Source organism: Pseudomonas sp. BNK-44-b (genome assembly GCF_047456245.1).
Classification (GTDB): Bacteria; Pseudomonadota; Gammaproteobacteria; order Pseudomonadales; family Pseudomonadaceae; genus Aquipseudomonas; species Aquipseudomonas machongensis.
This window is the reverse complement of sequence record NZ_CP179908.1, coordinates 4877616-4894300: the sequence shown is the minus strand read 5'-3', so window position 1 is coordinate 4894300 and position 16685 is coordinate 4877616. Positions and strand designations below refer to the sequence as shown.

The 16685-nt window shown below is 65.5% G+C and carries 12 protein-coding genes; 7 read left to right on the top strand and 5 right to left on the bottom strand.

The features are described 5' to 3' along the window. Positions 1-6: 6 nt before the first annotated feature. The 7 genes from ACMGGG_RS22260 to ACMGGG_RS22230 all read left to right on the top strand — a co-directional run bounded on the left by ACMGGG_RS22260 (position 7) and on the right by ACMGGG_RS22230 (position 9156). The gene (locus ACMGGG_RS22260; RefSeq protein ID WP_414154443.1) at positions 7-2997 is read left to right on the top strand and encodes a protein kinase domain-containing protein; all 2991 of its coding nucleotides are present in this window, start codon (positions 7-9) and stop codon (positions 2995-2997) included. Beyond that, on the top strand, positions 2997-3701 hold the full coding sequence (locus ACMGGG_RS22255) for an ABC transporter ATP-binding protein (protein WP_151926141.1): 705 nt from the start codon (positions 2997-2999) through the stop codon (positions 3699-3701). The genes ACMGGG_RS22260 and ACMGGG_RS22255 overlap by 1 nt, the downstream gene beginning before the upstream one ends. Further along, entirely contained in the window at positions 3701-4909 is a 1209-nt protein-coding gene (locus ACMGGG_RS22250) for an FtsX-like permease family protein (protein WP_414154442.1), read from the top strand. Before ACMGGG_RS22255 ends, ACMGGG_RS22250 begins: the two co-directional genes overlap by 1 nt. Continuing rightward, positions 4902-6680 carry a formylglycine-generating enzyme family protein gene (locus ACMGGG_RS22245; protein WP_414154441.1) on the top strand — a complete coding sequence of 593 codons (1779 nt, stop codon included), beginning with the start codon at positions 4902-4904 and terminating at the stop codon, positions 6678-6680. The genes ACMGGG_RS22250 and ACMGGG_RS22245 overlap by 8 nt, the downstream gene beginning before the upstream one ends. A 72-nt stretch (positions 6681-6752) precedes the next feature. Beyond that, the gene (gene tagQ, locus ACMGGG_RS22240) at positions 6753-7676 is read left to right on the top strand and encodes a type VI secretion system-associated lipoprotein TagQ (protein WP_414160006.1); all 924 of its coding nucleotides are present in this window, start codon (positions 6753-6755) and stop codon (positions 7674-7676) included. Between the two features lie 110 nt (positions 7677-7786). Further along, entirely contained in the window at positions 7787-8701 is a 915-nt protein-coding gene (locus ACMGGG_RS22235) for an NAD synthetase (RefSeq protein ID WP_414154439.1), read from the top strand. Continuing rightward, entirely contained in the window at positions 8701-9156 is a 456-nt protein-coding gene (locus ACMGGG_RS22230; protein ID WP_414154438.1) for a hypothetical protein, read from the top strand. The genes ACMGGG_RS22235 and ACMGGG_RS22230 overlap by 1 nt, the downstream gene beginning before the upstream one ends. A 53-nt stretch (positions 9157-9209) precedes the next feature. On the opposite strand, the gene ACMGGG_RS22225 is transcribed toward ACMGGG_RS22230, so the two are convergent. The 5 genes from ACMGGG_RS22225 to ACMGGG_RS22205 all read right to left on the bottom strand — a co-directional run bounded on the left by ACMGGG_RS22225 (position 9210) and on the right by ACMGGG_RS22205 (position 16684). Further along, a complete protein-coding gene (locus ACMGGG_RS22225) occupies positions 9210-10592 on the bottom strand; it encodes a flavin-containing monooxygenase (RefSeq protein WP_197890331.1) in 1383 nt (460 codons plus the stop codon). A gap of 524 nt (positions 10593-11116) precedes the next feature. Then, entirely contained in the window at positions 11117-13630 is a 2514-nt protein-coding gene (locus ACMGGG_RS22220; RefSeq protein WP_414154437.1) for a TonB-dependent siderophore receptor, read from the bottom strand. A 105-nt stretch (positions 13631-13735) separates the two neighbouring features. Then, entirely contained in the window at positions 13736-14704 is a 969-nt protein-coding gene (locus tag ACMGGG_RS22215; protein ID WP_414154436.1) for a FecR domain-containing protein, read from the bottom strand. After that, positions 14701-15216 carry a sigma-70 family RNA polymerase sigma factor gene (locus tag ACMGGG_RS22210; protein WP_151925965.1) on the bottom strand — a complete coding sequence of 172 codons (516 nt, stop codon included), beginning with the start codon at positions 15214-15216 and terminating at the stop codon, positions 14701-14703. Before ACMGGG_RS22210 ends, ACMGGG_RS22215 begins: the two co-directional genes overlap by 4 nt. A 100-nt stretch (positions 15217-15316) precedes the next feature. Then, positions 15317-16684, bottom strand: a complete 1368-nt coding sequence (locus ACMGGG_RS22205) for an ATP-binding protein (RefSeq protein WP_414154435.1) — start codon at positions 16682-16684, stop codon at positions 15317-15319. Between the last annotated feature and the right edge of the window lies 1 nt (position 16685).

The following is a 16685-nucleotide window of genomic DNA, read 5'->3' as shown; positions in this document are numbered from 1 at the left end:
AACATCATGGACATGCAGATCCCCGGATTCGACATCGACGGCGAGATTGGCCAAGGCGCCATGGCCAGCGTCTACCTGGCCACCCAGCGCTCATTGCAGCGCAAGGTCGCGCTCAAGGTGATGGCCGCGAGCCTGGCGGCCGATCCGACCTTCTGCGAGCGGTTCCTGCGCGAAGGCCGCACCCTTGCGCGCCTGGCCCATCCGCACATCGCCACCATCCACGATATCGGCAATGTCGGCGAGCTGTACTACATGGCCATGGAGTACCTGCCCAGCGGCACGCTCAAGGAGCGCATCGCCGCCGGGCTGACGCCGGAGCAAGGGTTGGTCTATGTGCGCCAGATGGCCCAGGCGCTGGGTTATGCCCATGCCCAGGGCCTGGTGCACCGCGACGTGAAACCGGCCAACATCCTGTTCCGTGCCGATGGCAACGCCGTGCTGTCGGACTTCGGCATCGCCAAGTCCCTGGACGATCACACCCAGTTCACCCAGGCCGGTTTCGCGGTGGGGACGCCCAGTTACATGAGCCCGGAGCAGGCGCGCGGGCTTGAGATCGACGGGCGCGCCGACCTGTATGCGCTGGGGGTGGTGCTCTACGAAATCCTCGTCGGCAAGCTGCCCTACAGCGGCACCGATGCACTGTCCACGGCGCTGGCGCACCTGACCGAGCCGCTGCCGGAGTTGCCCATCGAGCATGGGCGCTACCAGGAAATCCTGCGCGGCTTGCTGGCCAAGGACCCCAACGAACGCTTCGCCGATGCCGCTGCCTTGTTGGCGGCACTGGATCGCCTGCCGGCCGACGACAACCAGAGCACGGTGATCCGGCCACTGGTCGTGCCCCCGCCGGCCCCCGAGCTCGCAGGGTTGACGCCAGTGTCCATCGAGATTCCCCAGGCACATGCGCAACCCGAGCTAGTCCAGCGTGAGCCAGAGCAAAGCCGCCCGGCGCCTGTCGTTGCGCCGAAGAAAAAGCCCGCGGTGGCGCTGCTCGCGGTGGCCATCGCAGCGGCACTGGGCCTGGCGGCGGGTGGCTACTGGTTGTTCGCCGGTCACGACGAACCCGCCGTCGCCACACCTGTGGCACAGACACCGGCCCCACCCAGCGCGCCACCTCCTGTCGCCAGCACCTCGCAGGACGATCAGCGCCCGCTGCTCATGGCGGGCAAGAAGACCCTGTTCCAGCGCGTGCTGACCAAGCCCGGCGCACGCCTGGCCGACACCCCCGGTGGCGCTGCCGGTGACAGCCTGCCGGCCTTCTCGGTGCTCTACGTTTATCAGCGCAAGGATATCGACGGCAAAGCCTGGGTCCAGGTCGGTGCTGCCAGCGATGGTGCGCGCGAGGGCTGGCTGCCTGCAGAGCAGACCAGCGACTGGAAGCAGAGCCTGGTACTCAAGTTCACCGAACGCTCTGGTCGTGCGCCGGTGATGTTCATGCGTCAGCCCGACGATGTGCAGCAGTTGCTCGACGACAGTTCCCAGGCCCGCGCGCAATTGCTCAAGGCACAGAACGACCCAGCACAGGTACCGCGTGTGCTGGCGCTGGAGCCTGCGGCCAACGCGGTGCCGCAGGATCAGTTCTACCTGATGCCGATCTTCGATTACCGCGAGAGCTTCGACGCCGACGGCCAGCCGGTGCAACTGCTCAACATCGCATCGATCGATCCCGGCAGCAGTGCGGCCGGCAGCACGCCGCAGGCCGCAGGTGTTGCCGGCGCTGGCGACAACAGCTTCCGCACCGGTATCGTGCTGGTGGTGGACACCTCGGTGTCGATGCAACCCTACATCGACCGGGTGCGCCAGGTGGTCAGCGAGTTGCAGCAGCAACTGGCGGCACGCGGTGAGCTGGACAGCGTCAGCTTTGGCCTGGTGGGCTTTCGAAACAGCGTCAAGCGCACGCCGGGCCTGGACTACCTGAGCAAGACCCTGGTCACCCTCGATGAAGGCCGCGACCCTGCGCGCTTTCTCAAGGCCGCGTCGCAGGTCAAGGCCACCACCGTGTCCAGCCATTCGTTCAACGAGGATGCCTTCGCCGGGGTCATGCAGGCGGTCGAGGGCATGGACTGGTCCGGCTACGGCGGGCGCATCGTGTTGCTGGTCAGCGATGCTGGCGCCTTGCGCAAGAGCGATCCCGAGAGCAGTACGCGGATGAACGAAGCCGAGGTGCGTCAGGCGGCGTTGAGCAAACAGATCAAGATTTACGCCCTGCACCTGCGCACCCCCGCCGGGGTGAAGAACCACGGCTCGGCCGAGCAGCAGTACCGCGTGCTCACCGCCGACAGCAACCCGCGTATCGGCGACCTCTACGTGGGGGTGCCGGGCGGCGATGTGAACGCCTTTGGCGCGCGCGTGCAGGAGATCGGTTCTACCTTCGCCGAGCTGGTTCACCAGGTCCGCAACCAGCAGCCGCAGGCCGTGCCGCTGCTCGCTAGCGGCTCCAGCCTCGCCGCCAAGACCCAGGCCGTGGGCTATGCCATGCACATGGACTTCCTCGGCCGCCGCAGCGCCAGCCAGGCGCCGCAACTGGTGAGTGCCTGGACCGCCGACCGTGACCTGACCAACCCGGCGCTGCCGACCTTGCAGGTGTGCGTGATGCTGACCAAGCTGCAGCTCAACGACCTGCAGCAGTCGCTCAAACTGATCGTCGATGCGGCGCGCAAGACGCGCAGCTCGCCGGGCGACTTCTTCAATGAAATCGCCAGCGCCAGTGCCTACATGAGTCGCGACCCCGGCGCGCTGAGCAAGGGCGCCAACCTTGCCCAGGGCGGCGTGCTCGGTGAGTACCTCGAAGGCCTGCCGTATCGCAGCAAGTCGCTGAGCATGACCCAGGACCTGTGGTTGTCGCTGTCGGTCGCCGAGCAGGAGGACTTCATCGACGAGCTCGACTCGAAGATTCGCCTCTACGAAACCTTCCACAACGACATGGCCAACTGGGTGCGCTTCGGCAACGCCGAACCGGGCGACGCCCTGTACCGTGTCCCGCTGTCGACGCTGCCGTGATGATCAGCCTGCAAGGGGTGCACAAGACGCGCGGGCGCTACCGCCTGGAGATCGGCGATCTGCGTCTGGGCGCCGGTGAGCGGGTGGCGCTGGTTGGGCCCAGCGGCTGCGGCAAGAGCACGCTGCTCGACCTGCTGGCATTGGTGCTGGCGCCGGATGCGGCGGACGCCTTCACCCTGGAACTTGAGGGCAGCGTGCAGGATGTCGCCGGGCTGTGGCGTGGTCGTCGTCTAGACCGGCTGGCCGCCTTGCGCAGCCGACACCTGGGCTATGTGCTGCAAGCGGGCGGGCTGCTGGGCTTTCTCGACGTACGCGGCAACATCCGCCTGCCGCGCCAGTTACTGGGGCTGGCCGACGACGGTGGCGTCGAACGCCTGGCGGCCGCGCTGGATGTGAGCGACCAGTTGGACAAGCGTCCGGCGGCGCTTTCGCTGGGCCAGCGCCAGCGGGTCAGTTGTGCCCGCGCCCTGGCCCATGCGCCTTCGCTGTTGCTGGCGGACGAGCCGACCGCAGCGCTCGATCCGATCAATGCCGAGCGGGTGATGCAGCTGCTGCTGCGCCAGGCCGAGGCGCATCGGGTGACCTGCATCATCGCCACCCACGACGAGACCCTGGCCCGTGACGCCGGGCTGCGGGTGCTGCGCATGCACTGTCGACGCGATGCCGAAGGCGGTGTCATCGCGACCCTGGGGCAGGCTGCCTGATGCGCCCGTTGCTGATCGCCGGGTTGGCCTGGCAGGACTACCGCACCGACGCGCGGCTGTCGGCCTGCGCGGTGCTGGCACTGGTGGCGGTGATTGCGCCACTGCTGGTGCTGTTCGGCCTGAAGTTCGGCCTGATCGGCAGCCTGACCGAGCGTCTGCAGCGCGACCCGAGTGTGCGTGAGGTCATTCCCTTGGGTGGGGGACGTTTCACTGCCGATTTCATCGCCGGGCTCGCGGCGCGTCCGGATGTCGCCTTCGCCATCCCGCGCACCCGCCAGATCGCCGCCACCGCCGAGCTGTTGCTGCCTGCACAAGGGCGTGGGGTGACGGTCGAGATGTTGCCGACCGCGCCCGGTGATCCGTTGCTCGACGGCGCCGTGGCCCCCGATGCAACCGACCTGCGCGACGTGGTGCTGAGTTTCACCGCGGCGGAAAAGCTCGGTGCCCGTCCTGGCGATCACCTGCAGGCCAGTTTCAATCGCCAGCGTGCGGGCGAGGTGCAGTGGCGCCAGACCTCGTTGCACGTGCGTGCCGTGCTGCCGCTGGCAGCGTTCGAGCGCGACGCCTTGTTTGCACCGTTGGCCTTGCTGGAGGCCGCCGAGGACTACCGCGACGGGCGTGCGGTACCGGCGCTGGAGTGGGCGGGCGAGCTGCAGGCCGGTAACGCGACGCGGGTCTACCCGGCGTTTCGCCTGTATGCCCGCACGCTCGAGGACGTCGAGCCGCTGCGCCAGTTCTTCGCCGAGCGCCAGTTGCTGGTCTCGACCCAGGCGGCGCAGATCGCCCAGGTGCAGTCGCTCGGGCGCAACCTCGACCTGGTGTTCTGGATCATCGCCGCGTTGGCCGTGGCCGGGGCGGTTGCGGCGGTTGCCGCAGGTGCGGTGGCGGCGGTCGAGCGCAAGCAGCGCGAGCTGGCGGTGTTGCGCCTGCTGGGCTTCGGCACTGCCGCGCTGCTGTTGTTCGTGGTGTTGCAGGCGCTGTACAGCGGCCTGCTCGCCGCCGGGCTGGCGGCCCTGTTGTATGCCCTGGCCGAGCACGGCCTGAACCGACTCTTCATGCAGGTGCCCGGCGAATACGCCGCTCATCTGCTGCCCATGCACTATCTCGTCGCGCTGCTCGCCGTGCTGGCGGCCAGCACCGCTGCCGCCGCCCTGGGTGGCTGGCGGGTGGCGCGGATCGACGCCTCGCAAGGAATTCGTGATGTCTGAACTTCGCCTCAAGGTAGCGGCCTTGATCGTCACCACACTCGGCCTTGTGGCCTGCTCCCCCGCCGACGGCGAAGACAAGCCCCAGGCCTCCGCGGTCAACACCGCCACGCCCGACCCCGCCGCCACCAGCAAGCTGGACAACCCCAAGCCCCTGGCCGACGACGTCAGCTTGCCGCTGCCCTGTGGCGGCGAGATTGTCTTCCGGCATGTCTACGTGCTGGCGCAAGGCAGCCTCGATGACCGCGAGGTCAACCTGGGTTACCCCTTCAGCGAAGGCGAGGCGGGTTACAAGCAGTCGTTCATTTCCGGATATCGCCGCGACTTCATCAATGGCCAGTTCAGCCTGCAGGACCTGTCCCCCGCCTGGCAGAAGCAGGTCGGCGCCAGCCTGCCCAAGGTCGAGGCAGGCAGCCCGCTCAAACCGATGATGTATTTCATCGGCAAGTATGAGGTGACTGCGCGCCAGTATGCCCAGGTCATGGCCCTGGCTCAGTCGCTGGCCAGCGGCGAGGCCGAGCCTGCCTGCGAACCGGTCACCGAGGCCGCCGGTCGCCTGCCCAAGGTCAAGCTGTCGCGCTTCGAGGCTGAGCGCTTCGCTGCGGTGTACAGCGCCTGGTTGATGAAGCACCACCGCGAGTTGCTGCCGGTCAGTGGCCGGGGCAGCAAGGCCGAAGATGGCGGGACCGGTTTCGTGCGCTTGCCCACTGAAGTGGAATGGGAGTTCGCCGCCCGCGGCGGTTCGGCGGTCAGCCGCCAGGAGCTCGATGGCCGGCTGTTCCCGCGCAAGGTCGAAGGCAGCGACAGTGACGGGCCGTTGGCCGACTGGGCGGTGTTCAACCAGGTTGCTGGTGGCACCGGACAGGCTGCGCGACTGATGCCGATCGGAACCAAGCAACCCAACCCGCTCGGGTTGTTCGATGTGATCGGCAATGCCGCCGAAATGGTCCAGGAGTCGTTCCAGCTGGTGCACGCTGGTCGCCGTCAGGGCGCCTACGGCGGCTTCGTGGTCAAGGGTGGCAATTACCTGGAAGGCGAGACCACGCTGTTCACCGGCATGCGCCGCGAGTATCCGCTGTTCGGTGCCGACGGCACTGAGCAGCGTAACGAGACCACCGGTTTCCGGGTCGCCATCGGTGCCTTGTCGGCGCCGCGTTCGCGCTACCAGGAGCTGTTCGAGCAGTGGCAGAAAGAGGGGCGCCTGGCTGGCCTCACCGACGACATCAATGCCGCCGACGACCCGACCACGCGCCTGGACGGCATCATCGCCGGCGCCAGCGACCCGCGCCTGCAGGCCGAGCTGGGTCTGGTCAACGAAGAGCTCAAGCGCAATGTTTCGCTGATCGCCCGCCAGCGCGAGGAAGCGGCTGGCAACCTGATCCAGTCGGCGGCCCTCGTGGCCGAGACCATCAACAACTACAACATCCGCCTGACCAACCTGCAGAACACCCAGGCCAAGGCCCAGGCCTCGGGCGACCAGGCCAGCGCCAGCATGTATGGCGCCGCCATCGCCAACGGCCGCAGCGCGCTGGACGGCGCGCTGGCGATCTACATCGACAACCTGGCCAGCGGCACGCGCTACACCGACGCGGTGATCCAGGCGCAGTTCCAGCGGGTCAAGCAAGAGCTCGAGCGCAAGCCGGTGCTGGGCAAGAGCCTGGAGACCCGCGCCACCCTGTTCGTCCGCCACGTCGGGGAGTACCGCCAGAACCGGCGGGCCGACCCGGCGACGATCCTCAAGGAGCTGCTGGCATCGGCTGCTCCGCGACCTTGAAGAAACCCTGAAAAAAGACCCCGGCCCGCATGAAGCAGGCCGGATCAGCACAACCCGAGAGAGAACCCGACCATGCGCTTGAATCGCACCTCCCTGATCACCGCTTCCAAGGCCCGTGCCGCTCTGCTGCTGGCTGCCGGTTTCAGCAGCGTCCTGCTGACCGGCTGCGCCGGCTCGCCGGTTTCCAAGATCGGTGCAACGACCAAGGTGGAGTACTACCCCAACTGCTACGAGCCGGTGCAGCACCTGCGCTCCACTGACGGCGACATGACTCGCTCGGTCGCCACCGGCGCACTGCTCGGCGCGGTAGGCGGTGCCCTGACCGGCGCCCTGGTGGACGGTGACAACCGTGGTCGCAACGCTGCCATCGGCGCCGCCGGTGGTGCCCTGGTCGGTGGTGCGGCGGGCTACTACACCGAGCGCCAGAAGCAGATCAGCGACGACAAGCAGCGCATCGCTTCCTACGCTGCCGACATCGACAAGAGTGCCGCCGACCTGGACCGCACCACCCAGTACGCCAAGGCGTCCCAGGCCTGCTACCAGCGCGAATTCGCCAGCCTGATCCAGAACCGCAAGGCCAACCGCATCAACGATACCGAAGGCCGCAAGCGCCTGGCCGAGATCGTTGCAGGCCTGAACGAGTCGAACCAGCTGCTCGGCACCGTCAACGGTCGTCTGGGTGAGAACCTGAACAACTACACCCAGGCCTACGAGCAGGACCTCAAGCAGGTGGGTGTGCAACGTTCGGAAGTGGTGGCCGTGGTCCAGCCACCGAAAGCGACCAGCAAGTCTGGCACCAAGAAGGGCCAGGCTGCGGGCAAGACCAACACCAAAGTGCAGGCCGAAGCAGTCGCCACCGAGAAGACCCTGCAGAACGCCACCGGCAAGAAAGCCGAAGCCCAGCAGGTGGCCAAGGCGGGCGTGGATCAGGTCAACAGCATGTGCCGCAACCCGGACATGGGTGACTGGGCACCGGTGCCTTGCCCGAACGTTTGATGGGATTGCAGGGGTGCATCGCGCCCCTTTCGCGACGCAAGGCCGCTTCGGTAGGGAGCGGCTTTGTGCTGTGGACAGGCCAGCCTGTAGCTGAGTAAGGACACGTATTCATGAAAGACCTTCTGGTCAACGAATTGGCCAACACCTCGCAGTTTCTGGCGCAGCAGCGCCTGCAGGGGCGTATCGACCAGCAGAAGCTGTTCAAGGCGATCGATGCCGACCCTGGCATCGTCGGTGCGGGTGTCGTGTATATCGATGCCGACTACAACGTGATCGTGCTGCGCGAGTTTCAGCCGATCTGCAGTATCAAGCCCAAGCGCATCATCCTGCGCGAGGCGCCTCGCTACATTGCGCCCCAGCAATTCATGAACCAGTTGCAGACCAACCCGCGTGAGTCGCGCGTGGTCAAGGAGGCGGTAGGCACCACGCTCTCCTGCGCTGGTGCGATCCTGGGTTGGGTCGTCATGTTCAGCGGCACTATCGCCGTCCCCTTCTCCGGCGGTGTGAGCCTCGCGCTTACCGCTGCCGGATACGCAGCAGCAACCGCCAGTACCGCACAGTGCGTTATCGGTGTTGTCAGAACGATCAACGAGGTCAACGACCCGTCAGCCAATGATGCGATGGATCAGGAGGCCTGGTACAGGGCGGCCACACCGTTGCTCGACGGTATATCGCTGCTCGGCGTCGGTAGCTCGGCCCTCACGACTGTACGCTTCCTGCAGGTGCGCAAGGCGGCCACGGGCGCTAACTGGCTCGACCTGACCCGTTCATTGAGCCGTCAGCAGCGTAGCGCTCTCACCCGCGAGTTGCTGTCGATCAAGCATCCTTCGCTCACCGCGAAGCAACTCAAGCTGCAACAGAGCACGGGCGAGCTGATCAAGCGTCACACGCCCACGCAGATAAAGCACGCCACTCAAACACTGATCAAGGATTCGCTTGGCGCTTCCATCGGTTTTGTCGGCAGCGGGACGGTGCAGGACAAGACCAAGAGCATCGCTCTGGGGCTCTATGAGGAGTTCGAGTAATGAGTCGGCACCCTGACCTTCAAAAGTTTCTCGATCGCTACTTCATGGTGTTCCTGGCGGGGTATTTTCTCTCGCTGTACGCCATGGCCGGGACGTTCTCTTTGGTGTGGAGTACCTATTGCCGTGACTGCAGCCGGGAGATCAACTATCCGCTCAGCCTTGGTGTGCTGGTGGTAACGCTGGTCACGGCGCATGCCGCCGTAGTACGAGGTCGTGACTGGGGGGTATGGATGGTCGCCGCCCTTTGTATCGGCTCCGTGATTTTCCTGTTGCCGACCTACGGTTTCAGGCCGCACATGGGGATCTTCCTGAGCATCATAGTCGTCGCGCTGCTGGCATTGCTGGTACTCAACAGCAAGCGCTATCGGGAAATGCGCGTACTGCTGGCAGGGTATCGAGAGAAGAGAAGGCTGGAGCGGCTGAATCGTAATCCCAAGGGGCGTTCGGCCAAGTGAGGGATGCGAACCCGGCGCTAAAGCGCCGGGCCCGTAAACGCCAGACTCCAGCCTCAACGCTCCGGTCGCAGCACCTTCACATCCCCAGGCTCCGCGGTTTCCCGCAGGTACTCTTCCAGCGAATCGTCCAGCGCCTTGATCCAGCGGGTGTGGTGCGGCACCGAGGCGGTGCCTGTCATCACCGAGCGGTACGAGCGGTCGCGGTAGCCCATGATGTCGTGCTTCTTGTCGTTCTTCCATTTGAGGAAGATGCGGTTCACCGCGTCGATGTCGAAGCGTGGGTAGTCGGTCTGCTCGATGAGGCGGGCGATGTAGCTGCCCTGGAATTCGTACATCGAGGCCGTGGTTTGCAAGGCCTCTTCCTCGGCGCGCCAGTGCTCGCTGTCGGCGCGCATGGCGGCCGGGTCGGGCAGGGCGATGCGGCCGAGTATCACGTCGCGCACGAACCAGGCCTGGGCGTCGAACAGGTTGAAGCTGTACCACAGGTCCTGCATCCCCAGGTACATCAGCTGCGGGTTGGCCTCCCACACCACGCCCTGGTACAGGCCTAGCGGCCACAGGCGGTTGCCGGTGCGCAGGGTCAGGTCGTCGGGCAGGAACGGGAAGTGGTGCTGGTAGCCGGTGCACAGGATGATCGCATCGACGCGCTTGCTCGAGCCGTCGGCAAAGTGCGCGCGGTCGCCGTCGACCCGCTGCAACTGCGGCCGCTCTTCCCAGCCCTTGGGCCACTTGTAGCCCATAGGCTGGGTGCGGTAGGCACTGGTGATCGAGCGCGCGCCGTACTTGTAGCACTGCGAGCCGATGTCTTCGGCGGAGTAGCTGCTGCCGATGATCAGCACGTCCTTGCCGGCGAACTCGAGTGCATCACGGAAATCATGGGCGTGCAGGATGCGTCCGGAGAAGCGCTCGAAGCCTGGGAATGACGGCACCTGGGGTGTGGAGAAATGCCCGCTGGCGACCACCACGTAGTCGAATACCTGTTCGTAGCGCTGGCCATTGGCGTAGTCGTGGGCGGTGAGGGTGAAGGTGCGGCTGGCGCTGTCGAAGCGTACGTCCTTGACCACGGTGTCGAAGCGGATGTACTGGCGTACGTCGGCTTTTTTCACCCGGCCCTGAATGTAGTCCCACAGCACTTCGCGCGGCGGATAGGAGGAAATCGGGCGGCCGAAATGTTCATCGAAGCTGTAGTCGGCGAACTCCAGGCATTCCTTCGGGCCGTTGGACCAGAGGTAGCGGTACATGCTGCCGTGTACCGGTTCGCCGTGCTGGTCCAGGCCGGTGCGCCAGGTGTAGTTCCACATGCCGCCCCAGTCGGCCTGCTTTTCGAAGCAGACGATTTCGGGCATGGCCGCGCCCTTGGCGTGGGCGGATTGGAAGGCACGCAGTTGCGCCAGGCCGGAAGGGCCGGCGCCGATGATGGCGACGCGAGTAGTCATGAAAAAGTCCTGTGATCACGGAAGAAAGGCAAGACTTCCCCAGCCCCGAACGGCAACGGGCCGAGGGCGGTGGAAGCGCGGAAACTTCAGGGTCAGCAGGCAGGCGGAGGCACGGGGCGCTTGCGCTTGTGCGCCAGCAGGACATCGCGGGGCGGGATCGACAGGGTGTGGAAGAGTGTCGAGAGCGGGGAACAGCCGAGGCTGGAGACGGCGGCAGGGAAGGGCCCGGTAGACTTGCCGATCAGATTGGCAAGCGGGCCATGCGGCCGACGGATACGTGTGATCTCGTGCATGGGGGCGTGGTTTGCCTCTTTTCGTTATGGGTACCTTTTTAGCTATAACGCATTGGGGGAAGCGGTTCAAGGTTTGGGATTGTAGCGGCCACGGTGTCAGAAATTTTGTCCTGGTGAAAATCAGGGCCTGCCTGGCGGCAGGCCACTGCCGGCCCGAACGCAAAAAACTGACAGTTCCGGGCAAGTGCGCTCCCACACTTAGTCCACGGCCCTTGGCAATGAAGCCCTACATCAGAAGTTGCCTCTGAGCGTCACTGTGAAGTTGCGCGGCTCACCATAGAAGTTACCCCACGAAACCGCCCCCACACTCTGGTAGTACTTCTTGTCGAAGAGGTTGTTGCCATTGAGCGCCAGCGACCAGTTCTCGTCGATCCGATAGCCGATCCGTCCACTCCAGATACCATACCCCGGCTGGACGGATTTCACTGCCACGGGCCTGATATTGCCATCCCGGAACGCGACATCACTCTGCGCCGTTACCCCAGCACCCACGCTCCAGCGCTCCAGTGCTCCCGTCAGTTGGTAGTCCGCCGAGGCCCGGAACAGGTGACGCGGGAAGTAGGTGGTGGAAAACGCCGGCTCCTGCGGATTGGCACTGGTGCTGTCCAGGTACTTGGTCTGGGTGTAGGTATAGCCCGCCAGCACCTGCAAGCGCTCGATCACCTCGCCACTGATTTCGGCCTCGAAACCCTGTGCCCGGACCTTGCCCACATCGCTGTAGCAGAAGCCGTCCGAAGACCCTGGGCAGCTGCTGTCGTAGTTGGCCTCCGCGCGATGTTCCTCGACGGTGCGGAACAGGTTGAACGAGGTGTTCACGCGCCCATCCAGCAGTTCGCCCTTGATCCCCAGCTCGTAGCTCGCGCCGGTCTTGGGCTGCAAGGGGCTGCCTGCCTGGTCGGTGTAAGTGCTCTGCGGCTGGAAGATCGCGGCATAGCTGGTGTAGACCGACCAGTTGTCGTTCAGGTCGTAGATGAGCGCGCCGAATGGCGTCACTTCACCGTTCTCCTGGCTGCGGTCGTGCTGCCAGTAATCCCATGCTTGGGTGTAGGAGTCTCGACTGTTGCGGTACCAACTGACGCGCGAACCCAGCACCAGGGTCAACGGCTCGGCCAGCTTCAGGCGAAGCGTGGCGTAGGTGCCGAATTGCCGGGTGTCGGTCTCGGTCGGGAAGGGGCCGCCACGGTAAGCGTTGGGCGCGTAGAAGCCATCGCTGGGCTCGGGGATGTGCGGGTTGGGATTGAACGGATCCTGCGACGCGCCGAGTAGGCCGGTCATGTTGATCAGCGCCCAGTGGTCGCGGGTCTGGGCGCGGCTGGCGTTGGCGCCTACGACCAATTCATGCTGCAGGCCGAAGGCATCGAATTTGCCATCCAGATACGCGTCGAAACCGTAGTCGGTCTGGTCATAGTCGAACAGGCCCGAGTACACCGAGGATGGCGCCGATGTCGCCCCTGCAGGCACCCCGCCAGGGGTCTCGGAAAGGGCGTACTTGATGTCCTGGTCGTTGTGGGTCCAGGCCCCGGCGAACTTGAACGCCCACTCATCGTTCAACTGGTGCTTGAGGTCGGCGAACACCGTGGTGCGCTGGCTGTCCCAGGTGTTCCACGAAGCGCCCAGGCAGGTCGAGCGACTCAGCTTCAGGTCCTTGCCATCGCTCCCCCTTGGCAGGCCGTGCCAGCAGGGCCGGGCGTCGAGCCGCTCGTAGGCGACGCCTAAGCCCAGGGTGGTATCCGGCGTCAGGTCGTAGTCCAGGGCGCCGTAGAGGATCTGGTCCTTGCGTTTACCCAGGTCGTAGAAGTACTGGCGATCCTGCAACGCTACCACCGCCCGGCCACGCAGCGTGCCCGAGGCGTTGAGCGGGCCACCGGTATCGATCTGGCTGCGGTAGTTGTCCCAGGAGCCCGCCGACAGGCTCAGGCTGGTGGTGGGCGTGCTCTGGCCGCGTTTGCGCACGAAATTGACCCCGCCCGCCGAGCTGCCCGAGCCCTTCATCATGCCCGCCGCGCCCTTGAGCACTTCGACCCGGTCGTAGTAGGCCATGTCGCCCGAGAAGCTGTTGGCCTGTACATACTCGCCGCCCACATCCAGCGGCACGCCGTCGTACTGGTACTGGCCCTGCATCATGAAACCACGCGAATAGAAGTACTTGCCGCCCATGGGCGATTCGTACACCGCGATACCCGGGGTTTTCTCCATCGCCTGGTCGATGGTGTTGATGTTCTGGTCGTCCATGTACTTGCGGGTCAGCACGGTCACCGCCTGGGGTGTCTCGCGCAGCGTGTGTGTGCCCTTGCCGATGGTCACCGCCCGCGCGGCGTAGGCCCCGGTGCCTTCGGAGGTGGCGTCCAGGCGCTGGCTGGAGATGGTCGTGGCGTCCAGCTCCAGCGAGCCGTCATTGCGCGGCGACGGGCGCAGCACATAACTGCCATTGCTCTGCGCGACCACCTGCAACCCTGTGCCTTGCAGCAGCAGCGCGAAGCCCTGGGCAACGCTGTAGCGGCCTTGCAGCCCCGGCGAGCGATGGCCGTCGGTCAAGGCGGCATCGAAGGAAAAGGCACTGCCCGAGGCCGATGCAAAGGCGCTGAGTGCCTCCGTCAGGCTGCCGGCAGGAATCTGGTACTGGCGCAGCTCACTGACTTCGGCTGCATGGGCGAACGCCGCCAGCGTGGTCAGGGCCACACTGCAAAACCCCAGGTGAATGGCTGCGGCCACCGGTTTCAGTCGGCGCGCATACGGGTACGTCATGATGGTCCTCCCCCAATTGATCCGCTCAAACGGCAGATGTCTGAGCAATGGCCGAAGGACGTGAGAAAAAAGTGCAACGCAGATGTGTTTTTTTTTCGCGACGCCTCAACTGACCCGAGGCATGACACTGACCCAGTAATCGGTACGCCGCACGATGCGCAGCTCGAAACCGCTGGCCAATGCGGCGAGGGCGAGGTCGATGTCGTGTAGCGGAAAGGCCCCGGAAATCCGCAGCCCGGCAATCGATGGATCACAGCGCAGCCAGCCACGCCGGTAGCGCGACAGTTCTTCCAGCAAGTCGCCCAGCGGCCGGTTGATGGCTATCAGGCTACCCGTTTGCCACGACGCCACCGAAGCGTCGCTGCGCCACGGCTCTCCAAGCCGAGAGCGATCAAACCGCACCTGCTGACCCGCTTCCAGACGCAGGGTTTGTGCGCTGTTCAGCGGACGCACCTGTACGGCCTTTTCCAGCACCGTCACCTCGCAGAAGCGCTTGTCGACGTCGACCGTGAAGCGGGTGCCCAAAGCCTGCACTTGCCCCTGCGACACCTCTACCAGAAACGGACGCGCCAGGGCATCAGCGGCCGTTTGCACCAGCACCCGCCCGCTCAGCAGACGCAGTACACGCTGTTCTGCGTCAAAGCGCACATCCAGGGCCGAACGGCTGTCCAGCAGGATCTGGCTGCCATCCTCCAGCACCACCTCACGCTGCTCGCCGACCCCGGTGTGCACGCTGGCCATCAGCGTTGTTCGCAGCTCGCTTCTCCAGCCGCCCACACCCACCACACCGACGCCCGCCAGCACCAGCAACTGACGCAGCACCCGCCTGCGCGACTCCCGCGCCTGACGCAGGGCCGGCGCTGCAATCTGCCGTGGCACCCCCTCGACCATCCGCCGAACCGCCTCAACCTGTTGCCAGGCCTGCTGGTGCAGAGGATCTGCATCGTGCCAGCGCTGCCAGCGCTGCTGCTCGCCCGCATCCTCGAGCCCCGACGACAGCCGCGCATACCACTGCGCCGCACAGCGCAACGCCTCGCGCTGCGCTGTGCTCAACGGCGATGACACGGCGCTCACAGCAGCCCCAGGCGCATCAGGCAGCACTGCTCCATCGCCTTGGCCATGTGGTTGTTCACCGTGCGTACCGAGACGCCCAGGCGCTCGGCGATCTGCGGATACGTCAGCCCCTCGAACTGCGACAGGATGAACGTCTGACGCACCTTGTCGCCCAGGCTGTCTAGCATGCGATCGATTTCCATCAAGGTTTCCAGAACGATCGCCTGGTCTTCCTCGGATGGGTGGTCGCAGGCGGGCAGGGAGGCCAGCGCCTCGAGATAGCTCTGCTCCAGCGCCCGGCGGCGGAACAGGTCGATGACCAGACCTTTGGCGACGGTGCTCAGATACTGGCGCGGCTCGCGGATATCCAGGGCACGACGCGCCTTGATGACCCGCACGAAGGTGTCTTGTACCAGGTCGGCGGCATCGCTGGTGGAGTCCAGACGCTTGCGCAGCCAGCCACGCAGCCAGGCGCTGTGGGTGAGGTAGAGAGCCTCGGTGGCGGAGCGCAGGGCAGAATCGGTGGGGGGCATGGGGGAGGGGAGTTGTTAATGGGAATTAGTGCGATTTGAACTCTTTTGGGCAGGGTTTGGCAATGGGGGGCTTGAGGTGTGCGCTGTGGGCGGGCTGGTGCTAGCGTGGCAACACCACAGTCGCTTCCAGCCCACCGCCATCGCGATTGGAAAGGCGCAACTCACCGCCATGGCTGGCCGCAATCCGCTGGGCAATGCTCAGCCCCAGGCCATACCCACCAGACGCCTGGTTGCGCGAACCCTCTCCGCGCACGAACGGATCGGTCACGGTGTCCAGCAGGCCCACGGCAATACCCGGCCCGCGATCCTCGACATGAATCCGCACCTGCGCCGCATCCGCCTCGAGCCGCAGCGAAACCGCCTTGCCATAACGCAGGGCATTGACCAGCAGGTTCTGCAGGCACCGCTGCATCAGCAAGGCATCGACCTTCACCTTGCCCACTTCACCCTGGATCGGCAGCGGCTCTTCGGCGCTGGCCAGGTCGGCGCACAGGCGCGCCACCAGTCGGTCCAGGTCCACCTCCTGCAGGTTCTGTTGCTCGCCGGCCCGCAAGTAGTCCAGCACCTGGCCAATCATGCCGTCCATCTGCACGATGTTCTGCCGCAGGCGCTCTTTGTGTTCGCCATCCTCCAGCCGCTCCAGGCGCAGGCGCATGCGGGTCAGCGGCGTGCGCAGGTCGTGGGAGACCGCAGCGAGAAAGTAGGCCTTGTCGTTGACCATGGCGATCAACCGCTGCTGCATGGCGTTGAACGCCTGCGCCGCCTGGCGCACTTCCTCGGGGCCTTCCAGCGGCAGGGCGGGTTGCTCCAGGTTGCGGCCCAGGCCGCGGGCAGCATCGGCCAGACGGCGCAGTGGGCGCAGGCACAGGCGCACGGCCACCAGGCACACCAGCAGCACGGCGACGATGCGCAAAGCGTATACCCGCAGCAGGTAGTCGCTGATCAGCACCCAGGCCGACTCGCCACTCCAGCCCTGCAACTCTTCGCCGTCGATCACCAGCCAGTGGCCGTCCTCCATCGGCACGGCGAACTGCAGATGTGCCTGAGCGGTACGCAGGCCGAACAGGCTGCGCCAGACGATCGGCTGACCAAGCTCATCGGTCAATTGCACCTTCAGCAGGCGCGCCGGCTGGTCGTGGCCGAGTTCGTAGGCCAGCGCCTGGTGCAGCAGCAGTTCGATGCGGTGCCGCCCGCGTCGATCATCACGCTGGGCGTTGGGCAGCGATTCGGCGCAGCGCAGGTGGTAGCGCGGCGGCACCTGCAACTGGCCGGCGTGACAGTCCGCCTGGGCGATCAGCGGGGCACTGCGCGCAGCGATCAGCCGCACCGGAGCCTCGAACACCTGGGCGAAACGCACGTCGAACCAGATGCTGCTGGACATCAACTGGATCAGCAGGGTGCCACTGATCATGATCAGCAGCAGTTGGCCGAACAGCGTCCTTGGCCATAGCCGGCGCAACAGGCGCACG

What these genes read in the sequence shown, in the direction of transcription:
- ACMGGG_RS22245 (WP_414154441.1), top strand. Translation starts at nt 4,902, where the DNA reads ATGTCTGAACTTCGCCTCAAGGTAGCGGCCTTGATCGTCACCACACTC.
- ACMGGG_RS22225 (WP_197890331.1), bottom strand. Translation starts at nt 10,592, where the DNA reads ATGACTACTCGCGTCGCCATCATCGGCGCCGGCCCTTCCGGCCTGGCG.
- ACMGGG_RS22250 (WP_414154442.1), top strand. Translation starts at nt 3,701, where the DNA reads ATGCGCCCGTTGCTGATCGCCGGGTTGGCCTGGCAGGACTACCGCACC.
- ACMGGG_RS22255 (WP_151926141.1), top strand. Translation starts at nt 2,997, where the DNA reads ATGATCAGCCTGCAAGGGGTGCACAAGACGCGCGGGCGCTACCGCCTG.
- ACMGGG_RS22230 (WP_414154438.1), top strand. Translation starts at nt 8,701, where the DNA reads ATGAGTCGGCACCCTGACCTTCAAAAGTTTCTCGATCGCTACTTCATG.
- ACMGGG_RS22235 (WP_414154439.1), top strand. Translation starts at nt 7,787, where the DNA reads ATGAAAGACCTTCTGGTCAACGAATTGGCCAACACCTCGCAGTTTCTG.
- ACMGGG_RS22210 (WP_151925965.1), bottom strand. Translation starts at nt 15,216, where the DNA reads ATGCCCCCCACCGATTCTGCCCTGCGCTCCGCCACCGAGGCTCTCTAC.
- ACMGGG_RS22260 (WP_414154443.1), top strand. Translation starts at nt 7, where the DNA reads ATGGACATGCAGATCCCCGGATTCGACATCGACGGCGAGATTGGCCAA.
- ACMGGG_RS22220 (WP_414154437.1), bottom strand. Translation starts at nt 13,630, where the DNA reads ATGACGTACCCGTATGCGCGCCGACTGAAACCGGTGGCCGCAGCCATT.
- tagQ (WP_414160006.1), top strand. Translation starts at nt 6,753, where the DNA reads ATGCGCTTGAATCGCACCTCCCTGATCACCGCTTCCAAGGCCCGTGCC.